Annotated in this window: 13 protein-coding genes and 1 other RNA gene; 4 read left to right on the top strand and 10 right to left on the bottom strand. The window is 46.8% G+C overall.

The genetic code is table 11. The features are described from left to right. Both KFV11_RS05955 and KFV11_RS05960 read right to left on the bottom strand, forming a co-directional pair. Positions 1-1,113 (bottom strand): conserved virulence factor C family protein, encoded by a 1,113-nt coding sequence (locus KFV11_RS05955; RefSeq protein WP_149458685.1) that lies wholly within the window; start codon positions 1,111-1,113, stop codon positions 1-3. A 10-nt stretch (positions 1,114-1,123) separates the two neighbouring features. Then, positions 1,124-1,300 carry a zinc-finger domain-containing protein gene (locus KFV11_RS05960; protein WP_149458684.1) on the bottom strand — a complete coding sequence of 59 codons (177 nt, stop codon included), beginning with the start codon at positions 1,298-1,300 and terminating at the stop codon, positions 1,124-1,126. Between the two features lie 113 nt (positions 1,301-1,413). On the opposite strand from KFV11_RS05960, the gene KFV11_RS05965 reads away from it, so the two are divergent. Then, the gene (locus tag KFV11_RS05965) at positions 1,414-2,115 is read left to right on the top strand and encodes a queuosine precursor transporter (protein ID WP_254249479.1); all 702 of its coding nucleotides are present in this window, start codon (positions 1,414-1,416) and stop codon (positions 2,113-2,115) included. After that, the gene (locus KFV11_RS05970) at positions 2,096-2,500 is read left to right on the top strand and encodes a ribonuclease HI family protein (protein ID WP_170234533.1); all 405 of its coding nucleotides are present in this window, start codon (positions 2,096-2,098) and stop codon (positions 2,498-2,500) included. The genes KFV11_RS05965 and KFV11_RS05970 overlap by 20 nt, the downstream gene beginning before the upstream one ends. Before the next feature lie 167 nt (positions 2,501-2,667). Here the strand turns inward: KFV11_RS05970 and KFV11_RS05975 are convergent, their stop codons facing one another. From KFV11_RS05975 to KFV11_RS06010, 8 genes are all read right to left on the bottom strand, one after another. Beyond that, positions 2,668-3,540: a 5'-3' exonuclease gene (locus KFV11_RS05975; protein ID WP_254249480.1), complete on the bottom strand. Its 873-nt coding sequence runs from the start codon at positions 3,538-3,540 to the stop codon at positions 2,668-2,670. A 3-nt stretch (positions 3,541-3,543) separates the two neighbouring features. Then, positions 3,544-4,341, bottom strand: coding sequence for a sulfurtransferase (locus tag KFV11_RS05980; protein WP_254249481.1), 798 nt, complete (start codon positions 4,339-4,341; stop codon positions 3,544-3,546). An 11-nt stretch (positions 4,342-4,352) separates the two neighbouring features. Beyond that, on the bottom strand, positions 4,353-7,718 hold the full coding sequence (locus tag KFV11_RS05985; RefSeq protein WP_254249482.1) for a dynamin family protein: 3,366 nt from the start codon (positions 7,716-7,718) through the stop codon (positions 4,353-4,355). 109 nt (positions 7,719-7,827) lie between these two features. Then, positions 7,828-8,946: a THUMP domain-containing class I SAM-dependent RNA methyltransferase gene (locus KFV11_RS05990; RefSeq protein WP_254249483.1), complete on the bottom strand. Its 1,119-nt coding sequence runs from the start codon at positions 8,944-8,946 to the stop codon at positions 7,828-7,830. 147 nt (positions 8,947-9,093) lie between these two features. After that, positions 9,094-9,467, bottom strand: an RNA gene (rnpB, locus tag KFV11_RS05995) — RNase P RNA component class B. A gap of 44 nt (positions 9,468-9,511) precedes the next feature. Further along, positions 9,512-9,823, bottom strand: a complete 312-nt coding sequence (locus KFV11_RS06000) for a DivIVA domain-containing protein (RefSeq protein WP_149458677.1) — start codon at positions 9,821-9,823, stop codon at positions 9,512-9,514. A 10-nt stretch (positions 9,824-9,833) separates the two neighbouring features. Beyond that, positions 9,834-10,391, bottom strand: coding sequence for an SLOG family protein (locus KFV11_RS06005; protein ID WP_254250601.1), 558 nt, complete (start codon positions 10,389-10,391; stop codon positions 9,834-9,836). Further along, positions 10,391-10,723: a DUF1798 family protein gene (locus tag KFV11_RS06010; protein WP_254249484.1), complete on the bottom strand. Its 333-nt coding sequence runs from the start codon at positions 10,721-10,723 to the stop codon at positions 10,391-10,393. Before KFV11_RS06010 ends, KFV11_RS06005 begins: the two co-directional genes overlap by 1 nt. 74 nt (positions 10,724-10,797) lie before the next feature. Here KFV11_RS06010 and recU point away from each other — a divergent pair, with 74 nt between their 5' ends. Together recU and KFV11_RS06020 are read left to right on the top strand one after the other, a co-directional pair. Continuing rightward, a complete protein-coding gene (recU, locus tag KFV11_RS06015; protein WP_254249485.1) occupies positions 10,798-11,406 on the top strand; it encodes a Holliday junction resolvase RecU in 609 nt (202 codons plus the stop codon). Between the two features lie 3 nt (positions 11,407-11,409). Next, positions 11,410-13,947 (top strand): transglycosylase domain-containing protein, encoded by a 2,538-nt coding sequence (locus KFV11_RS06020; RefSeq protein ID WP_254249486.1) that lies wholly within the window; start codon positions 11,410-11,412, stop codon positions 13,945-13,947. Positions 13,948-13,953: the final 6 nt, after the last annotated feature.

A 13,953-nucleotide genomic window follows, 5' to 3' on the forward strand; every position in this document is an offset into this window, starting at 1 on the left:
TTACTGCTCCCTTTCTCTGTTCGCTATCTGCTTCCATACGGAGCCGACCGCTTCCTCGCCTTTCGTGATTCGTTCCTTTGCCATCCTTGCCTGCAGCCTGACTTCAAACGCCGGATCATCGAGATGTTTCTCTAAATACGGCAGGCTTGACTCGTCTCCTTCATCATAAATAAACATCGCTGCACGCCATCTGACGATTGGCTGTGTGTCATCGAGTGCTTCGTGCATCACCGGCAGACTTTCCTTGAAGCCGAGGTCACTTAACGTGTCACCCGCTGTGCGGCGGATCGTCAAATTTTTATCCGTCATCGCCGCATGCAGCAGCGGCAGTACTTCGCTACCCCCGATCATGCCGAGGAAGACGATGCCCAGTCTTCGCAGCTGCGGTTTGTCGTCCTGCATGACCACTTCCAGAAATGGAATGTCCGTTAAATCTGGCTCCGGAAAATGGTCAAGCATCCGGTAACGCTCCTGAAAGTCCGGCTCAGCCAGATATTCTTCCACCGCTGTTCTTGCCAGCTCTTTTTCCTTTATGACATACGTCGTCTCTTTTGCCGCTGCTGTCAGCTGATTTAACCGTGAATCAGGGAATAAGGCATCCACTTCCTCGATCACTGACTGAATGATTTCATCCATCTGTCCGTAACGGGTACCGAACGGCACCCATTTTCTGAGGAACACAACGTTATCGTCATCCTGCTGGGCATCGAGCATCGCATCTATAAACCGCAGATCCAGCTGCTTGCGTTTTTCGCCTTCGACATTCGTCACTTTGACTTGATACGGGATGCCTTTGAATGACAGCAGTTCCACCGTATGCTCACCCGTATCAATCTGAAGTTCAGGGTCTGCTGTCACTTCATCATCAAATATGTGCTTGATCTCCGGCAGTAACTGCTCCCAGTTTGCTTTCGGTGCCTTATCGACCGATATAAAATCCATGACATGGAAGACAGAACGGATGCCTTCAATGCCAAGGAGTTCATTGATGAATTCCGGGTTGCTGCTGTCAGCTGTGTGGTAAGTCCTGCTCTTATTGTCATCGCGCTGATAATCCAATATGATTTTCAGCGTATTAGGACTCGGCGTCGGTTCTATCTTTAATATTTTCATGCTGTGCTCCTTACTGAAGATTATTGCCCCACTGTTTAATCTGGAGGCCGACTGAGCATTTGGAAATGCAGTAAGCATGCGCCGCTGTCTTACTTTCCCTGCGCAACGTCTGCTTAATTAAACAATGATGACAATAGTGATCTTCTAGTTGATTGATCTTCCTTACCGTCTCAACTGTCTTCTTCACTTTATCACCTCAAACATGATTATAGCAGATAAGCGCCTCACTGTAATTGCCCTTGCTTAAATTGCATCCCTCACCTATAATTGTAAAGTTGAATTATGAAAGGAGGAATCAAGATGTCCAATGAATTCATTGCGGTCATCGCTTTTTTTGCGACATTCATCAGCTTAATTGTAATGTACCGCTTCTTCGGTAAAAGCGGCTTAATGATCTGGGTGGCGATCGGCACTGTCATTGCCAACATTCAGGTCACAAAGACCATCGAAGTATTTGGTATCACGGCAACACTCGGAAACATTCTTTTTGCTTCTATTTATCTGGCGACAGATATTTTAAATGATATATATGGAAGAAAGACCGCAAAACGTGCGGTCTGGCTCGGCTTCATGTCTGTCATCATCATGGTCGTGCTCATGACCATCGCGCTCAGCTATCAGCCGGCAGCATCAGATATCGCCCAGCAGAGCATGGCAACACTGTTCGGGCTTGTCCCGAGAATCGCTCTCGGCTCCATCATCGCCTATATTATCGGCCAGTACGTCGATGTCTATATTTTCAGTTTCATCAAGAAGTACTTCTCAAGCGACAGAACGTTCATCATCCGGGCTTACGGCAGCACAGCAGTCAGTTCCATCATCGATACAGCGCTGTTCACGCTCATTGCTTTTTACGGCCTGATGCCGAACGCCATACTGTTTGAGATTTTCCTGACGACTTATCTGTTCAAATTATTAACGACGATCTGCAATGTGCCGTTCGGCTATATTGCGAAATCTATCGCGAAAGATGTGGATGACGATGGCCCAGCTGTTCATTGATGCAGCAACAAGACAGAATCCGTTTGAAAGCAGCATCGGTTACGTCATTAAAGATGACGACCAGGTTCTTGAATTCGGTCAGTATTTAGGGGAGATGGACAACCATGAGGCTGAGTGGACAGGATTGATCGAGGGAATCAAACAGGCATCGCTCTTGAACATCAAAACATTGATCATTAAAAGCGATGCCAAAGTTGTCGTTGATGCGGTCAATAAAGCCTATACAAAGAACGCGAAGTTCAAGCCATATTTGAGCAAGTACCAGCAGCTTGAGCAGCACTTTGACCTCGTGCTGGTCGACTGGATTCCGCGCGACCAGAATAAACATGCCGACCACGTGGCGCGCCACTATTTGAATAAGGGAGCACACTTCAAAAAAGCCTGACGGTCACCGTCAGGCTTTTTTGAGGTGAGCAGTCAAAGGACGCGGACCGCTGCTGAAGCTTCACAGGACCATACCCCTACTTCTCTGGATAAGAAATTATTCGATTAACATCAGTTTAATAAGTCCGTCATTTGCCGATATACCTCGAAAATATAAATAATGAGCTGCTACAGTTTCATCAAATAGCTGCTGGCGACTTTCAGTTCATGACTATCACAGATGGCACACATTTTTTCGATGTCCGCTGTGTAAGGCATTGCACGCCGGATATGCTCAAGGTCAAGCGGCACAGTCGTATGAATCGCCGCAAGCTTGCAGCTGATCATCAGATCGTCATAAAATGTATCTATTTTATTCTGCTGTCCTTTTGGCAGCTGTGACTTATGCTGCAGTGTGCCGTCGACTGACCCGTAAGTCTGAATAAATTTCAGCGCCGTCTTCTCGCCGATACCTTTAACGCCCGGATAGCCGTCTGACGTATCACCCATAAAAGCTTTGACATCTATCAGCTGCGGCGGTTCTATACCGTACTCCTCCTGGAAGCGGTTCACATCATATTTATTGTATTCCGTGAAGCCTTTCTTGATGAGCCAGATCTCCACTCTATCATCCAGCAGCTGCAGTAGATCGCGGTCACCGCTGATCACCGTGATCCGATACTCGCCTTCCAGCTGCTTCGCAATCGTGCCGATGACGTCATCTGCTTCGTAGTTCCTTACGCCGATATTAAAGAAGCCGAGTTCCTCCGACAGGCGCTGCACCATCTCAAACTGCGGGTTCAGTTCAACCGGAGGCGCAGGTCTATGCGCTTTGTAGTCAGCAGAAATTGTATTTCTGAACGTCGTCGCTCCCATGTCCCACGTCACAATGACGTGATCAGCCTCTGAATCTTTAATGGCGCTCGCTACATGCCTGATGAACCCCTGCACGCCGTTAGTCGGCACACCGTCTGAATTGTGCATGAAGTGATGATTCATCGCTGTCGCGAAGTAATGACGGAACAGCAGCGCCATACCATCGACGATTAATAGTTTTTCCATAGTTTAACCTCTTTCTATGTCCTCCGGATGATGGAAGATCCATTCTGAATAGCTGCCCGGATACAGTTTGACCGGATGACCGACTGACTTCAGTGCTGCAAACAGTGGGGTCGCCGACATGCCTGAACCACAGTAAACAATGGCAGGGGACTCACCGACGGTCGCCTGCAGCTTTTCTGCACCATGTGATGCAAAGACGTTCTTATACGGAAAATTGACTGCACCTGGAATTCTTCCCGGATGGACGACAATTGGTTCTGTCTCACCTAAAAAACGCTTCTCCTCACGGGCATCCACAAGCTGCGCTCTGCTTGTCCGCGCCTGTCTGACTTCCTCCCGTGATGCCAGCAGCTCTGTGTGAATACGCGCCGGATGGACCGGCGTAAGCGCAAGTACGGCCGCCACGTAACCAGCCGCCTCTAGATGACTCACTGCTTCCGGCAGCGCCAGCGCCTCATAACCCTGCCTGATGATCAGGCAGGGAATGCCGACGAGTTCACAGAGAAAGAAAAACCGCGCGGCCATAAACGCTGCGCTCTCGTCATAGCAGACCGCAGTCTTACCCGCCGCGTGATGCGTCACAAACGTATAAAAGCGCGTCAAGTCAGGGAGCGGATGCCTTCCTTCTTCCGGCTTGTCCTTACTATAGAGCAGCGGATAGCCCGGTACGAAGACCGCACCTTCCATATGACTTTCATTAAATCGTTTAATGCTCGCCGCTAAATTATCCATGACATTTCTGCAGTCAAACAGCTGATGCTTCTCTGCAGTGAACTCTTCACTGTCGATCCAGACTTTCATATGGCTCACTCCTATAATGCAGCACGAATTTGACTGACCACACGATCATCGAGCTGCTGAGATTGTCTTTCCTGAATATCCGCAAGAACCTGTTCATTGTTGGCTGTCCACTCAGCGGTCACCGCTTCCCGCCGGTCATTTAAATAGCTGGAGACGGCCGACTGATAATCTTTCAGCTTCGCTGCCAGCAGCTGCATGGATTCTTCATGAATCCGCTCATACAATTCACTGATGGTCTCCTTAGTTCTATAGCTCCGTGCTGTCACTTTAACGGGGATGCGGCCGAGCTTGACATCGATGAATGATTCTGCCAGCTGGATGAGCTTCATTTCAGCCGGGCTGCTGATAATCTGATGGTCCAGCAGGTCCTGGCGGATTAAGCTTGAGTGATTCTGCACCGCCTGATTGAACACGTGATTCAGCCGCGGTGAGATCATTGATAATTCTTCTTCCAGCCGGTTCGACAGATGATTTAAATAGCCCGCTGAATCGTCCACTGTCCGTCTGTTATAGTACGTCTTGATCAAGTCGTGCAGCTGAATGTTAAAGCGGTCAGTGAGAAACGTCAGCTGCTCGTTCAGTTCCTGCGCTGCTTTGTCAATGCTGCTGTCAATAACAGCTGCAGTGAATGGCGGCTCTGATGCGAGTTTCGCGTAATAAGCCTTATGCGCAGCTTCTTCTGTTTTAGCGGCCTCAAAGTTCTGAACAATGAAGTCAGCATGCGCCGCCAGCTGATTCACGCCGCGTTCGAACTGCTGAATCTTCTGTGTCTTGCTGTCGACTGCCGCAAAGCGCGAAATAGCAGTCTTAAAGTCATTGAAACGGTCATCTTGTGCTGCGAGCGCCTGCTTGCTTGACAGCTGGAACAATGTCGCAGGGACATTTAACTGCGCGAGCTCTGATTCGAAGTAGCGGGTCACCTGTTCAATCTCTGCGTCGTTTCTCGCAAGGTCGATCGCATTGATGACGTAAAATGTTTCGCTGTCCTCACTTAATACTTGCAGCTCATTCAAATAAGAGATAAATGCTTTGTCGCTCTCCGTAAAGACATGGTTAAAATATGACACATAAATCAGCAGGTCACTGTCAGCAATAATTTCAGTCGTCTCGTTAGTATGCCGCATATTCGTCGAGCCGATGCCCGGTGAGTCGATAATGACTTTGCCGCGCAGAAAATCAATGTCGTACTGCAGGTATATTCTATCTACAAATGCTGAATGCGCGTCAACCGCGGTGAATTTGACGACTTCTTCCTCTGAAATCGCGATGATATCACCTTCAGCCAGATGCGTCATATAATGATGATAGTTTTCTTTAAGTGCCTGGATAAACTTTTTGTGCTGATTATCAAGCACCGGCTGCACTTTGTCATAAGTCTTTAACCATCCTTCAATCGTCGGCTCGTTAATATTGACCGCGCGGCCGATTTTATTGAGTTCAGCTGTCAGCACGGCTGTTGTCTTGAACTTCATCGTATGCTGACGGCCATAGCTGATTTCTGTAATTGCTGCAGTAGTCGGGTTGGGAGAGGAGACCAGCTTCTTGTCACCGAGCAGCGCATTGATCAACGAGCTTTTCCCGGCACTGAACGCACCGAAGACCACGATTCTAGTGACATCATTATTAATGCGGTCCAGCTGCTGACAGAGCCGTGCCGTGATATCGCTGAAATAGCTGATGCCGCTGAACTGACCGAGCGTCTTCACTGCCTGCTCGATGTCGGTCTCTGCTGCTGCTTTTCTTGTGAGCACGTGCTGCGCTTCATGTGCGTTCTCCTGCAGCGTCAGCGTCACTAAATGACGGTCGATCAGTTTATCGATCGATTCGTCTACGTGAATATAGTAATGGCGGTAGTTTTCAGTCGTTAATGAGTCAATCAGCTCATAGTTCTGTTCGTACTGCTCAAGCAGCTTCATCTGTTTACTATCACCTGACGACTGCACAGGTGAACGGTCCAGCTGCTGAATAAAATCAGCGATAATCGCCCGGTTATCACGGACGACATCCTGCTCGATAAATTTCTTCAGCTGGTCTGTGTAGTTCTGGACATAGTCGTTGTTGATGAGCGCCTGTGATTTCATCTGGGCGCGTAAATCTTCTGCAGTCACACTGTATGTATAATCTTTGCAGCTTTCAATCCAGCTGTTATCTTTTGTGTACTTCGCATAGTTCTGATAGAACGCGCGAATATGGAAGTTCACCTGCTTGTCAACCGACTGATTAAGTGCAGTGAGCACTGCGTCCATCTTATCGTTTCTCAGCTGCTCGCGCTTTTTCTCTTTACCGAACAACCCGCCGACTTTATAGTCCGGTGCATAGACTTCCAGCAGTTCACGAATCTGCTCTCTAATTTCAAACGGGATGATATAAGCGTTCTTCAGAATGTCACGTATTTCTTTCAGGAATGTGTCACGCGTCGTCTGCTCATCGCTGAAGATCGCCTGCTCTTCAGACAGCTGAGACTGCTCCAGCGCCTTTGCTTTGAAATCTTCGAACCCGTCAGCGTCAATGCCGAACTGTTCCAGCAGCTCTTTTTGTGTCTGTTCCAGAAAACGCAGCTGTTCAGTCGTAATATACGGTACGATTCTCTTGAAGAAGCCTGCAGCACTTGCATTCAGCACCTGCTGGTCAGTCATCAGTTCTTTCTTCAGCTGGTCAAACTGGTTGAGCGGATGGTCATAGATCGACGTGAAATATAATATCTCCAGGTCAATCTTCCAGAGGTTGATGTTGGACAAGATGGCTGCTTTGAAATCTTCGAACGCCACTTCCGTCTCATCATGTTTGTCAATCTGATTGATGACTAAAATCAGCGGCACACCAAGTGCATTCAGCCGCTGCATCTCCTTGAAGTTCTTCTCAGACTCCACATGGTTGTACTCAACCGTATAGATGATCAGATCGCTCGTCAGCAAATACTTCATCGTGTTTTCTTCGTGGTTGCTGAACGTCGCATCTATCCCCGGCGTATCCTGCAGCGTCAGCCCTTCAGCCAAGTGCTCGGCCTGATGCTTGATTTCAACAGACTCAATCCGCTGATTCTCAGTGTTGATCTTCTTCACCGTCTCATAGTCCTCTACGACCGCATATTCATGGTTCTCAAGATTGACGATGATCTCTTCATGGGCACTGATCGTGATCTGTGCTGAGTTGCTTGTCGTCGGCACAGGCGAACTCGGCAGAATAGCTTCTCCCAGCAGCTTGTTGATCAGCGATGACTTCCCGGATGAGAAATGCCCGACGAAGCTGATGATCTTTTTATCCTCATAAACTTTCTTGATGACTTCGTTGATCTGAGCAACGAGCAGTGTGTTACTTGATTTTTCGACTTCTTTTTTCAACTTATAGAGCAAATCAATCTTCTGTTTAACGTCCATCTGAATCCCCTTAGCTTGAATCAATGATATGTCCTATTATAAAGAAAGTATACAGTTTAAAACAACCGTAAAAAGACAGCATGTTTATGCTGTCTGTCATTATTCGATGCTATTTTCTGCCCCAGTACTGATAATAAGTACATTCAAGGTAGCCGTTGAAAAGCTTTCTTCTTTTCGTCGCTTTCCGGTCGACGAGCACTTCGAATTCCTTGTAGCTCGTCATAATGTAGAGCGACCACTGTGGATTGCGCTTAAGCAATTCTCCTAAATAAGTATACATCGCTTCCACTTCACGGCGTTCCCCGATTCGTTCCCCGTATGGCGGATTGCCGACGATGACGCCGCGTTCCGCATGTAAGTTCAAGTCATGGACATTCAGCTGCTTGAAGTCGATAATATCAGCAAAGCCGACTTCCGCCGCATTATTTCTCGCAATATCAATCATCTTAGGGTCGATATCACTGGCCTGAATCGCCACTTCTTTATCGTAGTCTGCCGCGTCTTCCGCTTTTATGCGTTCTTCATCATACATGCCGTCAGGAATAATGCTCCATTCCTCACTTGCAAAGTCACGGTTGAAGCCCGGTGCAATATTCTGCGCGATCATTGCGGCTTCAATCGCAATGGTCCCGGACCCGCAGAACGGATCGATGAACGGTGTAGCGCCCTTCCAGTTGGAGAGCAGTACAAGAGCTGCCGCCAGCGTCTCTTTCATCGGTGCCTCACCCTGCGCCAGACGATAGCCCCGCTTATGCAGCCCTGCTCCTGATGTGTCGATCGTCAGCAGTACTTCATCCTTCAGAATCGAAACCTCTACTTTATAGAGTGCGCCGTTCTCGGTCAGCCAGCCCTGCTTTTTGTGCGCTCTTTTCAGTCGTTCAACAATCGCTTTTTTGACGATCGCCTGGCAGTCCGGCACACTGTGCAGCGTTGATTTAACACTTTTTCCGGAGACCGGGAAACTGCCGTTCTCATCGATGATATCCTCCCATGGCAGCTGACAAGTATTATCAAACAGCTGATCGAATGTCACAGCTTTAAATCTGCCGACGACAATCTTCACCCGGTCTGCGCTGCGCAGCCATAGATTGGATTTGACGATAGCTCTTGCATCGCCTTTATACAGCACACGGCCGTTTTCTGTCTCAGTCTCATAGCCTAAAGCCTGTACTTCCTTTGCTGCCACTGTTTCTATCCCCATCGGTGTCGTCGCTAATAACTGATACATAATATTCTCCTTTATAATAAGTTTACATAATATTGTTATTATTATTTTTAAGTCAAAAAAATAAATTCTGCTTGTCTACCTACTATACCCGATAAACTGACAAATAAAAAAGCTCTCCGTAACGGGAGAGCTAACCTAGAAAGATATCTCTGTAAGCCATGTTCTGTTCCTTAGTACTGCTGGCGAGTCTAGTCACTCTCGTACGCCGGTGATAATCATCTGTCTGTATGTAACCATACCTCTTCTATACGTTCATTTCCGCTAGAAAAGTGCTCCTACCAAATTTGGATTGCTCACTCGAGGGGTTTACCGCGTTCCACCTTTTTTATTTCTAAAAAAGCTACGTCACTGTGGCACTTTCAAACTACTGAGACCATATCCAGGGACTTAGGTCTGGTCGTTGCCGTCAAATTAATGCCCTGGCTTATTGTTTCGCCAGGCACGATCACTACAGCCGTCTCAGGTCTGTGTGAGCATGGACTTTCCTCTATATACGATGTATATAGCGATTATCCGAGATATCTTCACAATTACTTTTCATTATAGCACATCATTTTAAAAAATACTATTTACCGAATACAGCTTTTTCAAGATTTGAGATTCTTTTCAGCAGGTCATAGTTATTGTGCTGCCCGCCAGTATCAGCTCTACCAGTGGCGACGCGGATTCTAAGATCCTCCACTTCACGTTTCAGTTTTTTATTTTCGTCCATTAATTTGATGAGCTGCTGATTAAGGTCACCCATCTTCTGGTAATCCGCGATTACCTCATCAAGAAAACCATCGACATCCTCCGGCTTGAATCCACGGACCATCGTTCTTTCAAATTCTTTCTCGTAAATATCTTTTGCCGATAATTTCAACGTTAAATCATCCATACGTTACACCTCATCCATTCTCCCATTGGTTACTTAAGTAGTCGTTTATGAACACTGACAGATCATCCAGTGAAATGATATCCATAGTATAGTCATTTTCAGCTGTAAAATCAACGAGTGTCCTCAGCGTATACTTCGGGCTCCCTTCCCGCTCATCGTCATACAGCACAAGCGCACCGTCCGTATTATTCACAATAAAGTCCGTTGCCGCCTTAAACATATAGCCTCCTTGATAGGGCTGCTCGAAGACAGTGGTGACAAAATCAGCGGCTCCGTGAATTTTCTGGTAGTACAGCTGGTTCTCTTCATTCCATTTGGAGGTATGTTCTAAAAAAGGGGTGATAATCGCAAGCTTCAGGCCATAATTTTTCTTCAGCCGTATGGCCGCTTCCGCTGCCCAGAGTTCCACACCAAGCTGCCCGCTGATAATGACCCATTCCAGTCCTTCTTCTGCATACTGCTTCAGCCGCTCCTGCAGGAAGAGCTTGATATACTTCACTTCAGGCTGGCTGTTCTTATATATATTCAGCTCGAACGGCTTATAGCCACTGACATACAAAGTCTTCATCACTTCGTCTGTCTTTCGATATAATGAAGGTCATGCCGGGCAGCCTTGAATTGGTCGATAAACATCTTTTTGCTTGTTCTGTCAAAGAAGCAGGATACCGACAGCTCCCTTATATGACTCACCAGCAGCTCAAGCTTCAGCGGATTCATCAGTCTGAGCGCGGTGATTGTTTCCTCGTACTGCATCAGTTCAGTCAAGTGCGCATCTATCCGCTCCGTGAACGGCTGGATATCGATGACGAAATTGAACTCACGGCCTTTTTTTGCTGCTTCGAACGTCGATTCGATCTCCGTCAGATCATCAATCAGAAAAATGATACATTCATGTAACATAGGACGTCACCTCACTTAAGTTATGGTAGAATCATCTATATCACTATAATACAAGAAAATCGGGATGATTTGGAATGGTAAACTATCCGAACGGAAAAAAACATACTACTAAAGACTTAGTTACAAAGCAGCAGAAACATAGTAAGATTGAGTATGGCAAACGAGGCATGTCATTTGAAGAAGCGATCGATAAGACGAATCACTATTATATCACGCATCATATAGCGGTTATCCACAAAAAGCCCACACCGGTGCAGATCGTCAAAGTGGATTATCCGATGCGCAGTAAAGCAGTGATCAAAGAAGCTTATTTCAAGACACCCTCAACAACGGATTATAACGGGATTTATCGCGGCAGACATATTGATTTTGAAGCAAAAGAGACGCATAATAAAACGAGCTTCCCGCTGCAGAATATCCATCTGCATCAAATAGAGCATATGAAACGGGTTGCAAAACAGGGCGGTATCTGTTTCCTCCTCGTCCATTTCTCAAGGCTGGAGGAAGTTTATCTGCTTCCTTTTGAGCGGCTCTCCGTCTATTGGAGACGGATGACCGAGGGCGGCAGAAAATCAATTGCTTTAACAGAAATTAAAAACGATGGTATATTGATACCATATGAGTATCAACCGCGGCTGGACTATTTAGCAGCCTTGAACTTGAAAGATGAGAGCGAGGAGTAATTCATGGCAACAACTAAGAAAAAAAGAAATAACAAGAAGTTAATACTTCAAATAATCGGTGGTGCAGTGATTGCAGCGGCTCTAGTACTCGTATTAGGCCTTATGTTATTTATTTATTATGCATGGAAAGCTCCGTCATTCAATGAAAGCAGCTTAAGGGACCAGCTTCCTACAAAGATCTATGACAAAAATAATCAGCTGGCAACAGTGCTGTACATGGGGCAAAAACGTGAAAGCGTCAAATTCGATGAAATTCCTGACCAGATGCGTGATGCGGTTCTTGCCACTGAAGATAACCGCTTCTATGAGCACGGTGCTCTCGACTTCAGACGTCTGGCCGGTGCGGTTATGAAAAATGTGACCGGCGGCTTCGGTTCACAAGGTGCTTCCACTTTGACCCAGCAGGTCGTTAAACGCTCATTCCTGACAGAGAAAAAGTCGATTGAACGTAAGGCGCAGGAAGCCTACCTGTCTTATCGACTGGAGCAGGAATACAGTAAAAATGATATCTTTACGATGTACATGAACAAAATTTATTATTCAGACGGCATATACGGTATTAAGACTGCGGCTAAATATTATTTCAATAAAAATTTAAGCGATCTGACACTTGCTGAGTCTGCTTATCTTGCGGGTCTCCCACAAATTCCGAATGGCTACAACATCTATGACCATCCTGAAGCAGCAGAGAAACGAAAAGACACAGTTCTTTATTTAATGAACCGTCATAACAGAATCACGAAAGCGGAGATGGAGAAAGCGCAAAATGAAGATTTGACGACTAACCTCGTCCATCGCACAACAGCAGACCGCAAGAATATCGATCAGAACGATCAACGCTATGCATCCTACGTCAATGTCATCAAAGATGAGATCAAGAAAAACAATGCATTTAAAGGTAAATCAATCAATGATATTTTGACAAGCGGGCTCAGCATTTATACTAATATGGACATGAATGCCCAGCAGGTCCTGCAAAATAACGTCAACAATATGATCGCCTATAAAAATGATGACCAGCAGGCAGGTGTGACGATTCTTGATACGAAGACCGGAGGACTTGCCGCGATTTCCGGCGGCCGTAACTATATGGACGTTGTTAACCGCAATCAGGCGACTGATCCCCATGCCGTCGGATCTACCATCAAACCGATCTTAAGCTATGGTCCTGTCATCGAGAATGAAAAATGGTCGACTGACCATAAACTACAAGATCAACGTGAATATGATATTAACGGCAATATATTCAGAAACTATGATACACAGAACCACGGTATTGTGACGATGCGTGACGCGCTGCGTAAAAGCTATAACATCCCTGCCCTTAAAACATTCCAGGTCGTTAAAAATAATGCAGGTAACAACGCATCATATAATTTCGCGAAAAATCTAGGATTGAATTACAGCACAAAAGACCTCGGACCTGCCGAAGCACTCGGCGGCGGCGCTTCTGAGTTTTCACCGGAACAAATGGCAGCCGCGTTCTCAGCGTTCGGCAACGGCGGTCAGTATAATGAGCCGACTGCCATCAGAAAGATTGTCACTCAGGACGATGAAACGATAAAATTCACGCACCGCTCCGAAAAAGTGATGGAAGACTACACGGCTTATATGGTCACAGATATGCTGAAAGATGTCTTTGAGCCATACGGTTCAGCTTACGGCACTGGTATTCCAGGGCTCAATATGGCTGCAAAAACAGGGACGTCTACGTATGCAGATGAAACTTACCGGGACTACAATTTGCCGGATGATGCTGCGAAAGATGTCTGGATCACTGGATATACACCGCAGTATACGATGTCAGTATGGATGGGCTTTACTAAAATAGCTCCGGACGGTGTCAACTCATTCGTCGGTCACGATGAACAGGTGATGCCGCAGATTCTATTTAGAAATGTCATGAGCACTATCAGTTCGTATGACGGCGCAGATTTTGATAAACCAGCATCCGTCACAGAAGTCGGCAATGAACTGCAAGTCACCGGAACAAATCCTGATAACTCAGTGACGACAGACCCAAATCATTCTTCAACTGAATATCAAGTATCAACTACAGAAGCTGCGCGATCATCTAATGAACGTGCAGCCTCTGTTGCAACTGAGGGCCCAGTGACGGAACAAGCGTCAACGGAAGCTGAATCGGCGGAAAGTGTCACGATCGAGGCACCGACGACGGAAAAGACAACGACGGAACAAGTCACGACCGAGGCACCGGCGACGGAAAAGACAACGACAGAACAAGTCACGACTGAGGCACCGGCGACGGAAAAGACAACGACAGAACAAGTCACGACCGAGGCACCGGCGACGGAAAAGACAACGACGGAACAAGTCACGACTGAGGCACCGACAACGGAACAAGTGACGACGGAACAAGTCACGACTGAGGCACCGACAACGGAACAAGTGACGACGGAACAAGTCACGACCGAAGCACCGACGACGGAAAAGACAACGACAGAACAAGTCACGACCGAAGCACCGACAACAGAAGCCGTCATAACGAAAGCCGTTACGACCGAAGCCGCATCGAATTAATGATCA

Source organism: Macrococcus equipercicus (genome assembly GCF_024205945.1).
GTDB lineage: Bacteria > Bacillota > Bacilli > Staphylococcales > Staphylococcaceae > Macrococcus > Macrococcus equipercicus.

Excerpts from the sequence above, each read along its gene's own strand:
- KFV11_RS05955 (WP_149458685.1), bottom strand. The coding sequence starts at position 1,113 with ATGAAAATATTAAAGATAGAACCGACGCCGAGTCCTAATACGCTGAAA.
- KFV11_RS05965 (WP_254249479.1), top strand. The coding sequence starts at position 1,414 with ATGTCCAATGAATTCATTGCGGTCATCGCTTTTTTTGCGACATTCATC.
- KFV11_RS05970 (WP_170234533.1), top strand. The coding sequence starts at position 2,096 with ATGGCCCAGCTGTTCATTGATGCAGCAACAAGACAGAATCCGTTTGAA.
- KFV11_RS05975 (WP_254249480.1), bottom strand. The coding sequence starts at position 3,540 with ATGGAAAAACTATTAATCGTCGATGGTATGGCGCTGCTGTTCCGTCAT.
- KFV11_RS05980 (WP_254249481.1), bottom strand. The coding sequence starts at position 4,341 with ATGAAAGTCTGGATCGACAGTGAAGAGTTCACTGCAGAGAAGCATCAG.
- KFV11_RS05985 (WP_254249482.1), bottom strand. The coding sequence starts at position 7,718 with ATGGACGTTAAACAGAAGATTGATTTGCTCTATAAGTTGAAAAAAGAA.
- KFV11_RS05990 (WP_254249483.1), bottom strand. The coding sequence starts at position 8,946 with ATGTATCAGTTATTAGCGACGACACCGATGGGGATAGAAACAGTGGCA.
- KFV11_RS06000 (WP_149458677.1), bottom strand. The coding sequence starts at position 9,823 with ATGGATGATTTAACGTTGAAATTATCGGCAAAAGATATTTACGAGAAA.
- KFV11_RS06005 (WP_254250601.1), bottom strand. The coding sequence starts at position 10,391 with ATGAAGACTTTGTATGTCAGTGGCTATAAGCCGTTCGAGCTGAATATA.
- KFV11_RS06010 (WP_254249484.1), bottom strand. The coding sequence starts at position 10,723 with ATGTTACATGAATGTATCATTTTTCTGATTGATGATCTGACGGAGATC.
- recU (WP_254249485.1), top strand. The coding sequence starts at position 10,798 with ATGGTAAACTATCCGAACGGAAAAAAACATACTACTAAAGACTTAGTT.
- KFV11_RS06020 (WP_254249486.1), top strand. The coding sequence starts at position 11,410 with ATGGCAACAACTAAGAAAAAAAGAAATAACAAGAAGTTAATACTTCAA.